Origin of the sequence: Streptomyces sp. NPDC058697 (genome assembly GCF_042715345.1) — a bacterium.
In the GTDB taxonomy this organism is placed as follows: domain Bacteria; phylum Actinomycetota; class Actinomycetes; order Streptomycetales; family Streptomycetaceae; genus Streptomyces; species Streptomyces liliifuscus.
Genome location: NZ_JBHXSU010000004.1, coordinates 514,166 through 530,204, shown reverse-complemented (window position 1 = coordinate 530,204; position 16,039 = coordinate 514,166). Strand labels below are relative to the sequence as shown.

Sequence of the window (16,039 nt, the reverse complement as noted above, 5' to 3'; positions counted from 1 at the left end):
GGTCAGTCCGAGGGCGGCAGTTCGCCCGAGCCGCGAGTGATCAGACGCGTCGGGAGTTCGATGCGTTCGGGAAGGACGAGCGAGCCGTCGAGCTGACGGAAGAGGCGTTCCGCGGCGGTGCGCCCGAGCTGCGCCGCGTCCTGGGCGACGACGGTGACCCCGGGCTGGAGGAGGTCCGCGAGCTCTATGTCGTCGAAGCCGACCAGGGCAACGGGGCGGGAGCCCTCGGCGATGACACGTACGGCCGTGACCGTCACACGGTTGTTGCCCGCGAAGATCGCCGTGACGGGGGAGGGGCCGGAGAGCATGTCCTCGGCCGCCTTGCGCACCCGCTGCGGGTCGGTGACGCCCAGGGACATCCAGGCGTCCTCCACCGGAATGCCGGCGTCCTCCATGGCGGCGCGATAGCCGCGCAGACGCTCGGCGGAGGTGTGGATGCGCGGCATGTCACCGATGAACCCGATCCGGCGGTGGCCGTGCGCGATGAGGTGGGCGACGCCGTCGCGCGCACCGCCGAAGCTGTCGGAGAGGACGACGTCCGCGTCGATCTGTCCGGCGGGGCGGTCCACGAAGACCGTGGCGACACCCGCCTTTATCTCGGGCTCCAGATAGCGGTGGTCGTCACCGGCCGGGATGATCACGAGCCCGTCCACGCGGCGCGCGCACAGCGCGAGGACCAGCTCCTGCTCGCGGTCCGGGTCCTCGGCGCTGGAGCCGTTGATCAACAGGGCGCCATGGGCGCGGGCCACTTCCTCCACCGCCCGGCTCAGCGGGCCGTAGAACGGGTCCGCCAGATCCTCCAGTACGAGACCGATGCTCGCCGTACGCCCCTTGCGGAGCACCCGCGCGCTGTCGTTGCGCCTGAAGCCCAGCGCGTCGATCGCCTCCTGTACCCGGCGCTCGGTGTCCGGGGTGACTCCTGGCTCGCCGTTGACTACACGCGATACCGTCTTCAGACCGACCCCGGCACGCGCCGCGACGTCCTTCATCGTGGGACGGTTGCCGTAGCGGCTCTCGGTTCGGCGGGCGGTCTCGGCCACGATGCGCTGTCCTGTCCTGTAGTCCATGGGGCTGCGTCGGTCCTGAGGATGCTCGGTTGGTCGCCAGATCGGGGTGTGGCGTCGAGCATAGAGCCTGGACAACGTTGTCAGATGCGGGAGAGACTGTCCATCGCAATCTCCGGCCCACCCTTCCTCACGCCGAGACCGGCCTGCCCTTTTCTCATGGTCCAAATGGGATCCAAACGGGAGATCAGACACTGATGCACACCGACCTCGTGGCCGCGCTCGACATCGGCGGCACCAAGATCGCCGGAGCGCTGGTGGACGGCCACGGCCGGATCCTGCTGCGCGCCCAGCGGCCGACGCCCGCTCAGGAGGGCGGCGAGACCGTCATGGCGGCCGTCCACGCCGTGCTCGGCGAGCTGACCGTCTCGCCCCTGTGGAGCCGCGCCACGGCCATCGGCATCGGCAGTGCGGGCCCGGTGGACGCCTCCGCGGGCACCGTGAGCCCCGTGAACGTGCCCGGCTGGCGCGACTACCCCCTGGTCGAGCGGGTCCAGGCGGCCACGGCCGGGCTGCCCGTCGAGCTGATCGGCGACGGCGTGGCGATCACCGCGGCCGAGCACTGGCAGGGTGCGGCCCGCGGACACGACAACGCGCTCTGCATGGTCGTCTCGACCGGCGTCGGAGGCGGCCTCGTCCTGGGCGGACAGCTGCACCCCGGGCCCACCGGCAACGCCGGTCACATCGGCCACATCAGCGTGGAGCTCAACGGCGACCCGTGCCCGTGCGGTTCCCGCGGCTGTGTCGAGCGCATCGCGAGCGGCCCGAACATCGCGCGCCGCGCCATCGAGGGCGGCTGGAAGCCCGGGGCCGAGGGCGACGACTCGGCGGCCGCCGTGGCCGCCGCCGCCCGCGCCGGTGACCCGGTCGCGGTGGCGTCCTTCGAGCGTGCCGCCCGGGCCCTGGCCGCCGGGATCGCGGCGACGGCGACGCTGGTGGAGATCGACATCGCGGTGATCGGCGGGGGAGTGGGGAAGGCGGGCGACGTCCTGTTCACGCCGCTGCGTGCCGCGTTGCGGGACTACGCCACGTTGTCGTTCGTGCAGCGGCTCACTGTGACGCCGGCGCAGATGGGGACGGACGCTGGGCTTGTGGGCGCGGCGGCGGCTGCGCTCAGCCGGCAGCCGAGCGCCACCACGGCCGTGGTGGGCGGCTGAGCCGCCTCTTCGCCGCTCGGGTGGCGATTCGATACGAGCGTTGTTGGGTGCCGGCCGGTGGGGGCTTGTCGCGCAGTTCCCCGCGCCCCCAAAGAATGCGCCGTTCCCCGCGCCCCCAAAGGATGCGCAGTTCCCTGCGCCCCCAAAGAATGCGCCGTTCCCCTGCGCCCCCAAAGATAAAGATTGCGCAGTTCCCCGCGCCCCTGGAAAGAAGGTACTCAAGGGCGCGGGGAGCTGCGTGGTCGGGCCCTGCCGGACCGCTGGTGTCAGCAGGTGAGTTGGGTGTCTGCCCAGTCGCCGTGGTCCGAGGTGATGCCGTCTCCGCCGTCCGTGACGACCAGGCGGATCACCTGGGCGCCGCTCACGTCGGCCGAAAGGGCCTGTGCGGGCTGGGCGTTGGTCAGGACGCCGCTCGAGGCAACCTTCGTGCCGTCGGCCCAGATCTCGAAGGCGACGGACCCGTCGGTGCCCTCCTCGTCGTCCACGCCGACCTTCGCGGTCACGGTCTCGCAGGCCTTGCCCGTGTAGTACTCGACGGTGCTCTCGGCATGGACGCCGAGCCCCGTGGCGTACACGACGCCGTTGATCGTGATCGGGGTGCCGTCTCCCGCGTCGCTCTCGCCGTTGCTGGTGTTGCGCTCGACGGGCCCCCAGCCGTTGGTCGTCGAGAGCCAGGGGAGATCACCGAGGTTCGACGCGCCGGAGGGCGGGGCCGTCACGACGGACGCCGTCAGCGGCAGCACGCTCTCGGCCCGCACCCCGCTCGGCGAGCGGTAAGTGGCCTTCAGCTTCAGCTCGTACGACCCCGTGGGCGTGCCGGCGGGCGCGGTCACCGTCCACTTGGTGCGCAGCGCCCTGCCGGTCGGGAGTGAGCCTGTCGTGGTCGGCGACTTGGCCTTCACCTTCCAGCCCTGGGGTCCGCTCACGGAGACGGAGACGCGCTTCGCGGGTGTGCGGCCCAGGTCGGTGACCGAGGTGGTGAGGGCGGCCGGCTTGCCCGTCTCGATCAACGTGCTGCCGTCCAGGCCGAGTTCGACGGCGGGCGGGTTCTTGGCCCAGCGGCCGTCCGTCGATACGCGTACGAGGACCGTGCCGTGTGCCGGGACGGTCGCCGAGATCGCGCCCGCCGTGTTGTAGCTCTTGTGCTGCCACAGGTCGCGCAGTGTGTAGGCGTCCGCCTCGGGCAGTCCGACGGCCTTCGCGGTCGTGGCGATGCGCTGGGCGCTGCCGGTCTCGTTGAAGAGGGCGACCGTGCGGCTGCCGTCCTTCATCTCCTTGGCGACGACCCAGCGGCCGCCCTCGGAGGAGAGCACCGCGCCCTGCTTGCCGAGCGGGTCCTGGTCGACCGCGATGACCTCCTTGTTGCCGAGGATGTCGAAGGTCTCCTCGGGAACGGAGCGCAGGTCCGAGCCGATGAGCAGCGGCGCGGCCATGATCGACCACATCGAGAAGTGCGTGCGGTACTCGGTGTCCGTCATGCCGCCGTTGCCGACCTCCAGCATGTCGGGGTCGTTCCAGCGCCCGGGACCCGCGTACTGCGCGAGCGGCAGGTTCTGCTTCATGATCGAGAGCATCGAGCCCCAGTTGTCGCTGATGTCCCCGGTCGTACGCCACAGTTGGCCGACGTCGGCCGCCCACTCCCAGGGCTTGTTCTCGCCCCACTCGCAGATGCTGTAGACGATGGGACGGCCGGTCGTCTCGGAGGCGGCCTTCAGGGCGTCACGCATCGTCGTGTAGCGCTGCTTGGCGTCCACGCCCTGGTTGTTGCAGTTGTCGTACTTCAGGTAGTCGACACCCCAGTCCGCGAACTGCTGGGCGTCGCTGAACTCGTGGCCGAGCGCGCCCGGGAAGCCCGCGTCGTTGCACGTCTTGGTGCCCGCGCTGGTGTAGATGCCGAGCTTGAGCCCCTTGGCGTGCACGTAGTCCGCGACCGCCTTGATCCCGCCCGGGAAGCGGACCGGGTCGGGCACCAGCTTGCCGTTCGCGTCACGGGTGGGCAGCGCCCAGCAGTCGTCGAGGTTGACGTACTCGTAGCCGGCCTCCTTGAGACCCTTGGCCACGAAGATGTCCGCGATTCCCTTGACCATCTCCTCGTTGAACTCCGCACGGCAGTGCGTGGAGTTCCAGTTGTTGAAGCCCATGGGCGGGGTGAGGGCGAGACCGTCGTCCGGGGCGGCTGCGGCCGGTGCCGCCGGTGCCGCCAGAGCTCCGGCCGATGCTCCGGCCGGTGTTCCGGCGTCGGCGGCCGGGGCCGGTCCGGTCAGCCCCAAGGTGCCGAGCAGCCCTGCGGTGAGTGCTCCGACCACTCTTCGGCGAGTCGTGCGGGTGAGAAAGTGACGCATCGTTACGTCCTCCGTACTCGCGAAAGGTTGGATGTCTTCATGTTCGCGTCATCCGTGCGCGCTTACGGTAGGACCTGTCGCACTGTGGTGGAAGAGGTGCGGTAACGTTTGTTCGATATCCCGTCAAAACCCTAGACGAAGCTCCCACTAGGGAGTGGGATTCAAGCCCCGCGTGCGGTTGTGTTGATTTGCGGTCCGGGGGAGGGAGTGCGGGGCAGTCATGGGTGAAGGGGCTTGTGGCTTCCGGAAGTGGGACGGGACATCGGATGTCCCGGCGAAATCTCCTGCGTGGCGGGTTCGTGCCGTGGGACGGCGGAAAGGCCGACCGTGACCCATGGGCGAGTCGGCAGTTGAACCGGGCATGAAGAAGCGCAGCATGCTCGCCATCGCCTCCCTCGCCGCCGGCTTCGTGGTTGCGGCCGTCACGCCGTCCCACTCCGCGGAGGGCGGCGACGCCCTCGGCAGCCTCGACGTACAGAACACGCTCAGCAGCCTCGACCAGACGATCAGCGAAGGCAGTCTGGCCACGGACGACGAGCCCCAGGAGCAGCGGGACTGACCCGCGAGTCAGGACCGTCCCGACCATCAGCCCGGCCCGTCGAGGGCCGGGCTTTCGTATGCGTCCGGCCCGTCGAACGCGACCTCTTCAGGGCCTGGTTTCCGTGGCAGGGTGGAGCGGGCAAGCCTCAGGGGGCCAACAGCAGAGGGGGAACCGTGATCGTTTGGATCAACGGTGCGTTCGGTGCGGGGAAGACCACCACCGCACGGGAACTGATCGACCTGATCCCGAACAGCACACTCTTCGACCCCGAGCTCATCGGTGCCGGGCTGACGCAGCTCCTGCCCGCCAAGCGCCTCGCCGAGGTCGGCGACTTTCAGGACCTGCCGATCTGGCGACGGCTCGTGGTCGACACCGCGGCCGCGATGCTCGCCGAACTCGGGGGCGTACTCGTGGTCCCCATGACGCTGCTCCGCCAGGACTACCGTGACGAGATCTTCGGCGGACTCGCATCCCGCAGGATCGCGGTACGCCATGTGCTTCTCGCCCCGGCGGAAACGATCCTGCGCGAGCGAATAGCCGACCGGGAGGTCCCGCCGGACCTCCCCGACGGGGAGATACGGGTGCGGCAGTGGTCCTACGACCACATCGAGCCGTACCTCGCCGCCCTCGCCGGCTGGCTCACCGCCGACGCCCACCCGGTCGACACCAGCGCGCTCACCCCCTACGAGGCCGCCGTGCGCATCGCCGGGGCCGTGAGCAGTGGATCCGTCCCCGTCTGCGACATCGTGCAGACCCCCGAGCCCACCTCGGAGACCGTCGCCGCGGGCGTACTCCTCTTCGACGAGCAGGACCGGGTGCTGCTCGTCGACCCGACCTACAAGGCCGGCTGGGAGTTCCCGGGCGGCGTCGTCGAGTCCGGCGAGGCACCCGCGCGGGCGGGCGTCCGCGAGGTCGCCGAGGAGACGGGCATCCAACTCGCCGACGTACCCAGCCTGTTGGTCGTCGACTGGGAGCCCCCGGTTCCCCCCGCCTACGGCGGACTGCGTCTCCTCTACGACGGCGGCCGGCTCGACAGCGACGAGGCCCGGCGGATGCTGCTGCCGGGCCCCGAACTGCGCGCCTGGCGCTTCGTCACCGAGGAGGAGGCGGCCGAACTGCTGCCACCCGTCCGCTACGAGCGCCTGCGCTGGGCACTGCGCGCACGGGAGCGGGGAGCCGCCCTGTATTTGGAGGCCGGGGTGCCCAAGGGGTAGTTGCCCCGGCGACGGTCGAGGCGTGCTGGTCGTACGAGGGCCGAGGGCTGAGGGTCGTACGAGGGCTGAGGGTCGTACGAGGGCCGAGCGGCGTACGAGGGTCGAGGGGCGTGCCGGTTGTGTTGTGTGGCAGGCCCCTCGGCCAACTCGCTCAGTTCGCCGCGTAGTTGCGCAGGAACAGTGCCTCGGCGACGGACAGCCGCTCCAGCTCCTCGGGCGACACGCTCTCGTTCACGGCGTGGATCTGTGCCTCCGGCTCGCTCAGTCCGATGAGCAGGATCTCCGCCTGCGGATAGAGCGACGCGAGGGTGTTGCACAGCGGGATGGAGCCGCCCTGACCGGCGTACTGCATCTCCGCCCCGTCGTACGCGTCGCTCATCGCCTGCGCCATCGCCGCGTACGCGGGACTGGTCGTGTCGGCGCGGAACGGCTGACCCTGGCCGATCTGTTCGAGCTGCACGCGCGCGCCCCACGGGGTGTGCGCCTCCAGATGGGCCTGGAGCAGCTTGGTCGCCTCGACCGTGTCCACGCCCGGCGGCACCCGCAGGCTGACCAGCGCGCGGGCGCCCGCCTGCACGGACGGGGTGGCGCCGACCACCGGCGGGCAGTCGATGCCGAGCACGGTCACGGCCGGCCGCGCCCAGATGCGGTCGGCGACCGTGCCCGAGCCGATCAGCTCCACACCGTCGAGCACCTTCGCGTCCTTGCGGAACTGCGCCTCGTCGTACTGCAGGCCGTCCCAGCGCGAGGTGCCCGTGAGCCCGTCGACCGTCGTCGAGCCGTCCTCGGCACGCAGCGAGTCCAGTACGCGGATCAGCGCGCCCAGCGCGTCGGGGGCCGCCCCGCCGAACTGGCCGGAGTGCAGGTTGCCTTCGAGGGTGTCGACCCGGACACGGACGAGGGTCATGCCGCGCAGCGCGGTCGTCACCGTGGGGACGCCGACCCGGAAGTTGCCCGCGTCACCGATGACGATCGTGTCGGCGGCCAGCAGCTCGGGGTGCTCCTCGGCGTACCGCTCCAGGCCGCCCGTGCCCTGCTCCTCGGAACCCTCCACGATGACCTTGACGTTGACCGGGACCCCGCCGTCGGCCTTGAGCGCGCGCAGCGCCAGCAGGTGCATGACCAGGCCGCCCTTGCAGTCGGCGGACCCGCGGCCGTACCAGCGGCCGTCCCGCTCCGTCAGCTCGAAGGGCGGGGTCACCCAGCCGGCCTCGTCGAGCGGCGGCTGCACGTCGTAGTGGGCGTACAGGAGGACGGTCTTCGCGCCTTCGGGGCCCGGCAGGCTGCCGTACACCGACTGTGTGCCGTCGGGGGTGTCGAGCAGCGCGACGTCCTGGAAGCCCTCGGCGCGCAGTGCGTCGGCCACCCAGTTCGCGGCGCCCTCGCTCTCGCTCCTGGGGAACTGGTCGAAGTCCGCCACCGACTTGAAGGCCACCAGCTCGGTGAGCTCCGCCTTCGCCCTCGGCATCAACGAGGCGACGGTCTCGGCGACCGGATTCGACGACATGGGCACGCTCCTCGTGGGTGCGACGTTGTAAGGATGGGTACGTCTGCGATGCGCGCATACGGGTGTGCGCGCTGCATTAGCTGCAGATCCTCCCACAGTGGTCCTGGCCGGGCGTCGCCGTAGGATGCGTGGAGCAGGTGCGGCAGGCGGCTGGATCGGAGCAGCAGACCATCGTGAGCAGCGAGAACTCATCGGACGACGCACAGCGGGTGTGGGACGTCGTCGTGGTCGGCGGGGGGCCCGCGGGCGCCTCGGCCGCCTATGCGGCAGCGGTCGCGGGGCGCCGCGTCCTGTTGCTGGAGAAAGCGGAGCTGCCCCGCTACAAAACGTGCGGCGGCGGCATCATCGGACCGAGCCGTGACGCGCTGCCGCCCGGATTCGAGCTGCCGTTCCAGGACCGGGTGCACGCGGTCACGTTCTCGCTCGACGGCAGGTTCACGCGCACCCGTCGCTCCAAGCAGATGCTCTTCGGGCTCATCAACCGGCCCGAGTTCGACCAGCAGCTCGTCGAGCACGCCCAGAAGGCGGGCGCCGAACTGCGTACGGGCGTCACGGTCTCGCGGGTGGAGCAGCACGGCTCGGCCGTCCCCGACCGGCGCACGGTGGCCGTCGTCCTCCAGGACGGCGAGACGGTGCTGGCCCGGTCCGTGGTCGGCGCGGACGGCAGTGCCAGCCGGATAGGGGCACACGTCGGGGTGAAGCTCGACCAGGTCGACCTGGGCCTGGAGGCGGAAATCCCGGTGCCGGAGACGGTCGCGGAGGACTGGAAGGGGCGGGTCCTCATCGACTGGGGCCCCCTTCCCGGCAGTTACGGCTGGGTGTTCCCCAAGGGGGACACACTCACCGTCGGAGTGATCTCGGCGCGCGGTGAAGGCGCCGCCACCAAGCGGTACTTGGAGGACTTCATCGCCCGGCTCGGCCTCGCCGGTTTCGAGCCGAGCATCTCGTCCGGGCATCTGACGCGCTGCCGCGCCGACGACTCGCCGCTGTCGCGGGGGCGGGTACTGGTGTGCGGGGACGCCGCGGGGCTCCTGGAACCGTGGACCCGCGAGGGCATCTCCTTCGCGCTGCGCTCGGGGCGGCTCGCGGGTGAGTGGGCGGTGCGGATCGCGGAGGCGCACGACGCCGTGGACACGCGACGGCAGGCGCTGAACTACGCCTTCGCGATCAAGGCGGGTCTCGGCGTCGAGATGAGCGTCGGCAAGAGCATGCTCACGATCTTCCAGCGGCGGCCCGGCATGTTCCATGCCGCGCTCACGGGTTTCCGGCCCGCCTGGAAGGCGTTCACGGGCATAACCCGTGGATCCACCTCGCTCGGCGAGATGGTGCGGTCGCATCCGATGGCGGGGCGTGCGCTGACCGCGCTGGACCGGTGACCTGAGGCGCTCAGCTCTTGACCGTGATCCGGAAGACCGGGTGGTCGGGGGCGATGCGCCGCAGCTCCTCGTTGGAGGAGTCGGGGCCGACGCCGTTGAAGAACACGCCGACCTCGGCCTTCCAGCGCTTGAGGTAGGCGCGCAGCAGCGGGACCTTGTCGTCGTCGGCGACCTCCACGGCGGTGAACACCTCCACCTTCTTGCCGAGGTGCAGCTCGCCGCCGCCCGCGACCCGCATGTTGTGCGTCCACTGGACGTGGCCGCGCGGGGCGACGAGGTACTGCCGGCCGCCGTCGAAGGTCAGCAGGTTGACGGGGGTGGTGCGCCACTCGCCGCTCTTGCGGCCGCGGACGGCCAGGACCCGGGAGCCCCAGACGCTGAGGCCGCGGCGGGTCATCCAGGCGATGGTCCGGTTGAGCACGTTCACGGTGAACCAGCCGGGCTTCTTCACGTGCGTGGACGTGGTCATGGTGACTTCCTCCCGAGGCGGAAAGTGTGAGCACTGCTCTCGCTTGAGAGCAGTGTGCACGAGATCGGTGATCCAAATCAAGAGCAGTGCTCTCGAAATGGCTCGCTGCTCTCTTTTAAGTGCGCCGCTCTTGTATGTGTGCGCCGCTCTCGTTTGTGTGCACTGCTCTGAAAATATGGAACACTGGCGCGCATGAGTACCGCTAAAGGAGTCCGCGCCCGAGCCAGGATCGAGGTCACCGCGGCCATCAAGGACGAGGCGCGCAGACAACTCGCCGAGGACGGCGCGGCCAAGCTCTCCCTGCGGGCCGTGGCCCGCGAGCTCGGCATGGTCTCCTCCGCGCTGTACCGCTACTTCCCCAGCCGCGACGACCTGCTGACCGCGCTCATCATCGACGCCTACGACTCGCTCGGCGCCGCCGCCGAGGCGGCGCACGCCAAGGTGGCCGACGCCGGGCCGATCCGCCGTTGGACCGCGGTGTGCGAGGCGGTGCGCGAGTGGGCGCTGGGGCACCCACACGAGTACGCGCTGATCTACGGATCGCCCGTGCCCGGATACACGGCACCCCTTACCACCGTGCCCGCGGCGTCCCGCGTCGGGCTGCTCCTCATCGGCATCGTCCGGGACGCACACCAGGGCGCCGGGGTGGCCCTTCCTCCGCTGCCCGCCGAACTCGGTCCCGAGTCCCGGAGGCTGGCCGAGGATCTGGCCCCGGACCTGCCGCCCGCGGTGGTCACCGCACTCGTCGCGGCCTGGGCGCAGCTCTACGGACTCGTCGGCTTCGAGCTGTTCGGGCAGTTCAACCGGGTCGTGGAGGACCGCGAGCCGTTCTTCCGGCACGCCGTCGCCCAACTCGGCCATGGTGTGGGCCTCGTGTTCCCTCAGGACACCGGCACGGGCGGCCGGGGCAACAGGGCGGGATCCTGACGGAGCATCCGCGCGTGCAGTGACCGCAGCGGAGGCCCCGGGTCCGCGCCCAGTGCCTCGGCGAGCCGCTGCCGTGCGGCCTCGTAGGCGGTCAGCGCGTCCGAGGAACGGCCCGTCCGGTACAGCGCGAGCATCAGCAGTTCTACGAGCCGTTCCCGCAGCGGGTGCGCGGCGACGAGCCGGACCAGCTCATGGACGTACTCGAAGGACCTGCCGAGTTCGATCTCGCCGGCCAGCCGGGCCTCCAGCACCGTGAGCCGTTTCTCGGCCCAGCGCAGCCGTTCCGCCGCCAGACAGGGCGCCCGCAGGCCCTCCGCGAACTCGCCGCGCCACAACTCCTCGGCGCGCCCGACCAGTTCACCCGCTCGCCGCAGCTCACCCGCGTCGCGCGCCGCGAGCGCCTCGTCCACCCAGCGCCGCCGCTCGCGCAGGTCGTCGGCTTCCGCGCCGGTCAGCCGGTAGCCGCTGCCCGTCCACACCAACTCCGCTGCGCCGCCCAGGGCTCGGCGCAACCCGGACACGTACTTCTGCACGAGGTTGCGTACGTGCAGGGGCGGGGCGCCTCCCCACACGGCCTCGACCAGAGCGTCGTACGAGATGGAGCGACCCTCCTGGAGGAGCAGTACGGCGAGTACCGCGCGCTGCTTCGGCGGGCCCAGCGGCACCTCGACTCCGTCGCGCAACGCCCTGAGCGGGCCGAGCAGTTCGAAACGGAGGCGGTCGGGCGCCCCCTCGGCCGAACCGCTCTCGCGCAAGCCCTTCGGTGTCCCCTCACCCATGCGTCGAGAGTATCCCGGCACCCGCGTTCCAGTGGATCTTCCAGCGGACGGTCAGCGGGGCCGACGACCGTGGCCGCTACGGATCCCCGGAGAAAGGCCACACCACGATGCTCACCCGGCTCGGCCGTCTGGCGGTGCGGCGCAGCGGTGCCGTCCTGATCGGCGTACTCCTCGTCCTCCTCGGTCTCGCCGCCTACGGGGCCGGCGCCCAGCAGGACTTGGACCTCGCGCGCTGGAGCTCGCCCGGCACGGAGTCGGTGCGCGCGGGGGACGTACTGCGTGAGGAGTTCGGCACCGGCAACCCCAACCTGGCGCTGCTCGTCACGGCACGCGACGGCGACGTGGACAGTGCCCGCACCCGGGAGGCGGCCCGCGCGCTGGCCCGGGAGGTGGAGCGGCTGCCCCTGGTCACCGACGTCACCTCGTACTGGGACGCCGACAGCCTCGCCCTGCGCGGCACCGACGGCCGTCGCGCGCTCGTCCTCGTCCGGCTCGAAGGCAGCGCCACGGAAGCACGCGGACAACTCGCCACGCTCTCACCGCGGTTGACGCGAACGACCGACGAACTCACCGTCCAGGTCGGCGGTCAGGAGGAGATCTCACGCCAGGTCGGCGAACAGGCCCGCACCGACTTCCTGCGTGCCGAACTCTTCGCACTGCCGGCCGTCCTGCTCCTTCTCGTCCTGGTCTACCGGCGCACGACGGCTGCCCTGTTGACCATCGCGGTCGGTCTGCTGTCCGTACTCGGCACCCTCGCCGGGCTGCGTGCGATCGCGCAGTTCACCGAGGTGTCGACGTTCGCGGCGAACCTCGCCCTCGTCCTGGGCCTCGGACTCGGCGTCGACTACAGCCTGTTCGTGATCAGCCGCTACCGCGAGGAACGCGCGGCCGGACGCCCGGGGCCCGACGCCGTCGTGCGGGCGACCGCGATCGCGGGGCGCACGGTGGTGTTCAGCGGAGTGACGGTGGCGGTGTCGCTGTGCGCGCTGCTGGTGTTCCCGTTCTTCTTCCTCAGCTCGTTCGCGTACGCCGGTGTCCTTGTCGTGGTGACGGCGGTGGCCGGAGCGGTGGTGTTCCTGCCGGCTGCCCTGGCCCGCTGGGGCCACCGGGTCGAACGGCCCGCCGCACACACGTCGTCCGGCTTCTGGCACCGCACGGCACTCGCGGCCATGCGCCGCCCGCTGCTCGCCGGCGCCGGAGTGCTCACCGTCCTGCTCCTCGCCGCCTCGCCCCTCCTGGGGCTGCGCTTCGGACTCCCCGACGAGCGGACTCTCCCCGAGGGGACCTCCTCGCGCACCACCTCCGAGATCGTGCACGAGGAATTCCCCGCCGAGGCGACCGACACCATCCAGGTCGTCCTCACGAAACCGAGCCCGAAACCACTCACGGGTGCGCCCGTTGAAGAGCCCACGACCACGGCTGCCACGCGCGCGTACGCGGCCCAACTCTCCTCAATCCAGGGCGTGTTCCAGGTCGACGCCCCCTCCGGCACCTACCGCGACGGGCAGCGGACGGGAGCGCCGGGCCAGGACCGGCTGACCGCGCCCGACGGCCGCGTACGGCTGGCGCTTGTGCCCACTCAGGAGGCGATGCGCGGGGACGTACCCGCGCTCGTCGAACGCGTCCGGGACACACCCGCCCCCGACGGCGCACTGGTCGGCGGCTACCCGGGCGAGACCACCGACTTCCGCGCCACGCTCCTCGACCGGCTGCCGCTCGCCGCCGGGCTCGTCCTCGGGGCGACGTACCTGATCCTCTTCCTGATGACCGGCAGTGTGCTGCTCCCGCTGAAGGCGACCGTCCTGAACCTGCTCAGCCTGGCCGTGATGTTCGGCTGCCTGGTGTGGGTCTTCCAGGACGGCAACCTCTCCGGAGTGCTCGGCTTCACGCCGACCGGCTCGATCGAGCCGAGCATCCCGGTGCTGATGTTCTGCGTGGCGTACGGCCTCTCGATGGACTACGAGGTGTTCCTGCTGTCCCGCATCAAGGAGGAGCACGACCGCACCGGTGACACTGTTCGCGCGGTCGCCGAGGGCATCCGGCGCAGCGCCCCGCTGATCACGGCGGCGGCCGGCATCCTCGCGCTGTCCTTCCTGTCGTACGCCACCGGAGGCGTCGTCTTCCTGAAGGAGCTGGGCATCGGCACGGCCCTGACGATCCTCGTCGACGCGACCCTCATCCGGGTGGTCCTGCTGCCGGTCACGATGCGGCTCGCGGGGCGCGCGAACTGGTGGGCACCGAGGCCGCTGCGCCGCTTCCGGATCAGGGAGGCCGCCGAGCCGGAGCCGGAGCAGGTACTCCGCCGGGAGTACGTGTGATCACCACGCTCGGCTGACGCCTCCGGCGACCGGCGGCGTCTAGCGTGGCAGGCATGGAAGAGCAGCGCACACGCCGGTGGGGCGGACCCCCCTGGGCCGGGGGCGGCCCGCCTTGGGGCCGGCGGCACGGCCCTCCGTGGTGGAACCGCCGCGACGAGGAAGAAGAGGGCGGCGGCCGTCCGCGGTGGCCGTGGCGTTCGACGCTGCTCCTCACCGTGTTCGTCATGGTCGGCAGCACCTTCGCCGCGGAGCAGCAGCCCGACCGGGAACAGCTCGACGTCCTCGCGCGGCTCCTTCTCTTCGGGGGCGCCGCTCTGCTCCTGTGGCGGCAGCGGTATCCCGTGGCCGTGGTGTTCGGCACCGCGGCCACGGCCCTCGTCTACTTCAGCGCCGGATATCCGTACGGGCCGATCTTCCTCACGGTCGCGCTCGCCTGCTTCAGCGCGATCGTGGCCGGGCAGCGCTGGGCGGCCTGGACCGCGCTCGGCACGCTGTGGGTGGTCCACCTCCTGGTCGGCCACTGGCTCTACCGGTGGCTGCCGCCGAAGGGCGACCCGGTCTCCTCGTGGGGCGAGGAGGTCGCCATCGCGGCCTGGATGGCCGCCATCCTCGCGGTCTCCGAACTCGCCCGGGTACGCCGTGAACAGTGGGACCGGGACCGGGCGGAACGCCGGCAGGCGGCCAAGCGGCGCGCCGACGAGGAGCGGCTGCGGATCGCCCGGGAACTGCACGACGTCCTGGCGCACAGCATCTCCGTCATCAACGTCCAGGCGGGCGTCGGCCTCGCGCTGCTCGACTCCGACCCGGAACAGGCGCGCACCGCGCTCACCACCATCAAGGCCGCGAGCAAGGAGGCACTGGGGGAGGTGCGCCAGGTACTCGACACGCTCCGCACGCCCGGAGACGCGCCGCGCGCGCCGGCGCCGGGCCTCGACCGGCTCCCCGAGCTCGTCGAGCAGGCGGCGGGCGCCGGACTGACGGTCGACCTCGAGAGCGGGGGCGAGCGCAGGGCCCTGCCGCCGGGTGCCGACCTCGCCGCCTTCCGCGTCATCCAGGAGGCACTCACCAACGTCGTACGGCACTCCGGATCGCGGCACGCGCGCGTGCGGGTCGATTACGCGCGCGACGCGTTGACGCTCCGTATCGACGACGACGGACCCGCGACCGGCGAGGACGCGGGCGGCAGCGGCAACGGACTGGCCGGAATGCGGGAGCGGGCCGCGGCCCTGGGTGGCACGATCGAGGCCGGACCGCGCGAGGACGGAGGCTTCCGGGTGCTGGCCCTGCTGCCGCTCAAGAGCTCGGGCGGGGCGTCAGGGGCGCCGGCCGGGACGTCCGACCGGCCCGAGAAATCCCTCAAGCTCAAGGAGGACCGGTGATCCGCGTACTGCTCGCCGACGACCAGTCACTGGTCCGTGCAGGCTTCAAGGCGCTCCTCGACGCTCAGCCGGACATCGAGGTGGCCGGAGAGGCCGCCGACGGCGAGGAGGCGCTGCGCGCGGTGCGCGAACTGCGGCCCGACGTCGTCCTGATGGACATCCGCATGCCCCTGCTCGACGGCCTCGCCGCGACCCGCCGTATCACCGATGACGACGGCCTGAACGACGTCAGGGTCGTCATGCTCACCACCTTCGAGCTGGACGAGTACGTCTTCGAGGCCATTCGCTCCGGAGCGTCCGGCTTCCTGGTCAAGGACACCGAGCCGGAGGAACTCCTGCGCGCGGTGCGGGCGGTGGTGGGGGGCGACGCGCTGCTGTCGCCGGGTGTGACCCGGCGGCTGATCGCCGAGTTCGCGGCCCGCTCCAAGGAGCCCGCGGCCGCAGGCGCGCTCGCCGAACTCACCGAGCGGGAGCGGGAGGTGATGGCGCTGGTCGGCATCGGGCTGTCGAACGACGAGATCGCGCGCCGACTGGTGGTCAGCCCGCTGACCGCGAAGACCCACGTCAGCCGGACCATGGTGAAGCTGGGCGCCCGTGACCGGGCCCAACTGGTCGTGCTCGCCTACGAGTCGGGGCTGGTGCGGCCGGGCTGGCTGGGCTGAGCCGCCTGCCGGAACCGGACCAGCACACTGGCCACCCGGAAGATGAAGAGCACCGCGGCGAGTGAGGTGCCGGCCGCGAGCTGGACCTTCTCGATGGTGACCGGCAGGTCGAAGAGCAGCGCCGGTCCGGCCAGCGCCCCGAACGCCACCGCCGCGGCGAACGCGGCACTGAACAACGCGTATCCGATCTCGACGGTCATCTCGTCCCGCTCGGACTGAGTCCGCCGCCCCCTGGTCTGTCCCATACCGGCAGTCTCACAGGGGAGCGCCCGGCGGGGCAAGGAAAGGCGCGCCCGGCGGGCAG

The 16,039-nt window shown here is 71.3% G+C and carries 14 protein-coding genes; 8 read left to right on the top strand and 6 right to left on the bottom strand.

The genetic code is table 11. The features are described 5' to 3' along the window. Positions 1-2: 2 nt before the first annotated feature. A complete protein-coding gene (locus tag ACFWXQ_RS13215; RefSeq protein WP_055613455.1) occupies positions 3-1,067 on the bottom strand; it encodes a LacI family DNA-binding transcriptional regulator in 1,065 nt (354 codons plus the stop codon). 194 nt (positions 1,068-1,261) lie between these two features. Between ACFWXQ_RS13215 and ACFWXQ_RS13210 the strand changes: the two genes are divergently transcribed. Beyond that, positions 1,262-2,221 carry an ROK family protein gene (locus tag ACFWXQ_RS13210; RefSeq protein ID WP_386268171.1) on the top strand — a complete coding sequence of 320 codons (960 nt, stop codon included), beginning with the start codon at positions 1,262-1,264 and terminating at the stop codon, positions 2,219-2,221. A gap of 266 nt (positions 2,222-2,487) precedes the next feature. On the opposite strand, the gene ACFWXQ_RS13205 is transcribed toward ACFWXQ_RS13210, so the two are convergent. Beyond that, positions 2,488-4,563, bottom strand: coding sequence for an NPCBM/NEW2 domain-containing protein (locus ACFWXQ_RS13205; protein WP_383945141.1), 2,076 nt, complete (start codon positions 4,561-4,563; stop codon positions 2,488-2,490). A 361-nt stretch (positions 4,564-4,924) separates the two neighbouring features. Here ACFWXQ_RS13205 and ACFWXQ_RS13200 point away from each other — a divergent pair, with 361 nt between their 5' ends. Beyond that, complete coding sequence (locus ACFWXQ_RS13200; protein WP_383945144.1) at positions 4,925-5,122, top strand: hypothetical protein; 198 nt, start codon at positions 4,925-4,927, stop codon at positions 5,120-5,122. A 155-nt stretch (positions 5,123-5,277) separates the two neighbouring features. Next, on the top strand, positions 5,278-6,318 hold the full coding sequence (locus ACFWXQ_RS13195; protein ID WP_383945147.1) for an NUDIX domain-containing protein: 1,041 nt from the start codon (positions 5,278-5,280) through the stop codon (positions 6,316-6,318). 151 nt (positions 6,319-6,469) lie between these two features. Here ACFWXQ_RS13195 and ACFWXQ_RS13190 read toward each other — a convergent pair whose 3' ends face one another. Beyond that, complete coding sequence (locus ACFWXQ_RS13190) at positions 6,470-7,825, bottom strand: dipeptidase (protein ID WP_383945149.1); 1,356 nt, start codon at positions 7,823-7,825, stop codon at positions 6,470-6,472. 173 nt (positions 7,826-7,998) lie between these two features. Here ACFWXQ_RS13190 and ACFWXQ_RS13185 point away from each other — a divergent pair, with 173 nt between their 5' ends. Continuing rightward, positions 7,999-9,201, top strand: a complete 1,203-nt coding sequence (locus ACFWXQ_RS13185; protein ID WP_383945151.1) for a geranylgeranyl reductase family protein — start codon at positions 7,999-8,001, stop codon at positions 9,199-9,201. A gap of 10 nt (positions 9,202-9,211) precedes the next feature. Here ACFWXQ_RS13185 and ACFWXQ_RS13180 read toward each other — a convergent pair whose 3' ends face one another. Next, a complete protein-coding gene (locus tag ACFWXQ_RS13180) occupies positions 9,212-9,670 on the bottom strand; it encodes a nitroreductase family deazaflavin-dependent oxidoreductase (protein WP_383945154.1) in 459 nt (152 codons plus the stop codon). A gap of 192 nt (positions 9,671-9,862) precedes the next feature. Between ACFWXQ_RS13180 and ACFWXQ_RS13175 the strand changes: the two genes are divergently transcribed. Continuing rightward, complete coding sequence (locus tag ACFWXQ_RS13175; protein ID WP_383945157.1) at positions 9,863-10,597, top strand: TetR/AcrR family transcriptional regulator; 735 nt, start codon at positions 9,863-9,865, stop codon at positions 10,595-10,597. Here the strand turns inward: ACFWXQ_RS13175 and ACFWXQ_RS13170 are convergent. Further along, positions 10,552-11,376 carry a BTAD domain-containing putative transcriptional regulator gene (locus tag ACFWXQ_RS13170; RefSeq protein ID WP_383945159.1) on the bottom strand — a complete coding sequence of 275 codons (825 nt, stop codon included), beginning with the start codon at positions 11,374-11,376 and terminating at the stop codon, positions 10,552-10,554. The two genes, ACFWXQ_RS13175 and ACFWXQ_RS13170, sit on opposite strands and share 46 nt — an antisense overlap. Between ACFWXQ_RS13170 and ACFWXQ_RS13165 the strand changes: the two genes are divergently transcribed. The 3 genes from ACFWXQ_RS13165 to ACFWXQ_RS13155 are packed head-to-tail and all read left to right on the top strand — an operon-like array spanning position 11,361 to position 15,735. After that, positions 11,361-13,694, top strand: a complete 2,334-nt coding sequence (locus ACFWXQ_RS13165) for an MMPL family transporter (RefSeq protein WP_383945162.1) — start codon at positions 11,361-11,363, stop codon at positions 13,692-13,694. The genes ACFWXQ_RS13170 and ACFWXQ_RS13165 overlap by 16 nt on opposite strands. 53 nt (positions 13,695-13,747) lie before the next feature. Next, entirely contained in the window at positions 13,748-15,073 is a 1,326-nt protein-coding gene (locus ACFWXQ_RS13160) for a histidine kinase (RefSeq protein ID WP_383945164.1), read from the top strand. Next, positions 15,070-15,735: a response regulator gene (locus ACFWXQ_RS13155; protein ID WP_383945167.1), complete on the top strand. Its 666-nt coding sequence runs from the start codon at positions 15,070-15,072 to the stop codon at positions 15,733-15,735. The genes ACFWXQ_RS13160 and ACFWXQ_RS13155 overlap by 4 nt, the downstream gene beginning before the upstream one ends. Here ACFWXQ_RS13155 and ACFWXQ_RS13150 read toward each other — a convergent pair. After that, positions 15,696-15,980: a DUF6332 family protein gene (locus ACFWXQ_RS13150; protein WP_189838597.1), complete on the bottom strand. Its 285-nt coding sequence runs from the start codon at positions 15,978-15,980 to the stop codon at positions 15,696-15,698. The two genes, ACFWXQ_RS13155 and ACFWXQ_RS13150, sit on opposite strands and share 40 nt — an antisense overlap. Positions 15,981-16,039: the final 59 nt, after the last annotated feature.

Coding starts and splice junctions, on each gene's coding strand:
- ACFWXQ_RS13215 (WP_055613455.1), bottom strand. CDS start 1,067: ATGGACTACAGGACAGGACAGCGCATCGTGGCCGAGACCGCCCGCCGA.
- ACFWXQ_RS13210 (WP_386268171.1), top strand. CDS start 1,262: ATGCACACCGACCTCGTGGCCGCGCTCGACATCGGCGGCACCAAGATC.
- ACFWXQ_RS13205 (WP_383945141.1), bottom strand. CDS start 4,563: ATGCGTCACTTTCTCACCCGCACGACTCGCCGAAGAGTGGTCGGAGCA.
- ACFWXQ_RS13200 (WP_383945144.1), top strand. CDS start 4,925: ATGAAGAAGCGCAGCATGCTCGCCATCGCCTCCCTCGCCGCCGGCTTC.
- ACFWXQ_RS13190 (WP_383945149.1), bottom strand. CDS start 7,825: ATGTCGTCGAATCCGGTCGCCGAGACCGTCGCCTCGTTGATGCCGAGG.
- ACFWXQ_RS13180 (WP_383945154.1), bottom strand. CDS start 9,670: ATGACCACGTCCACGCACGTGAAGAAGCCCGGCTGGTTCACCGTGAAC.
- ACFWXQ_RS13175 (WP_383945157.1), top strand. CDS start 9,863: ATGAGTACCGCTAAAGGAGTCCGCGCCCGAGCCAGGATCGAGGTCACC.
- ACFWXQ_RS13170 (WP_383945159.1), bottom strand. CDS start 11,376: ATGGGTGAGGGGACACCGAAGGGCTTGCGCGAGAGCGGTTCGGCCGAG.
- ACFWXQ_RS13160 (WP_383945164.1), top strand. CDS start 13,748: ATGGAAGAGCAGCGCACACGCCGGTGGGGCGGACCCCCCTGGGCCGGG.
- ACFWXQ_RS13150 (WP_189838597.1), bottom strand. CDS start 15,980: ATGGGACAGACCAGGGGGCGGCGGACTCAGTCCGAGCGGGACGAGATG.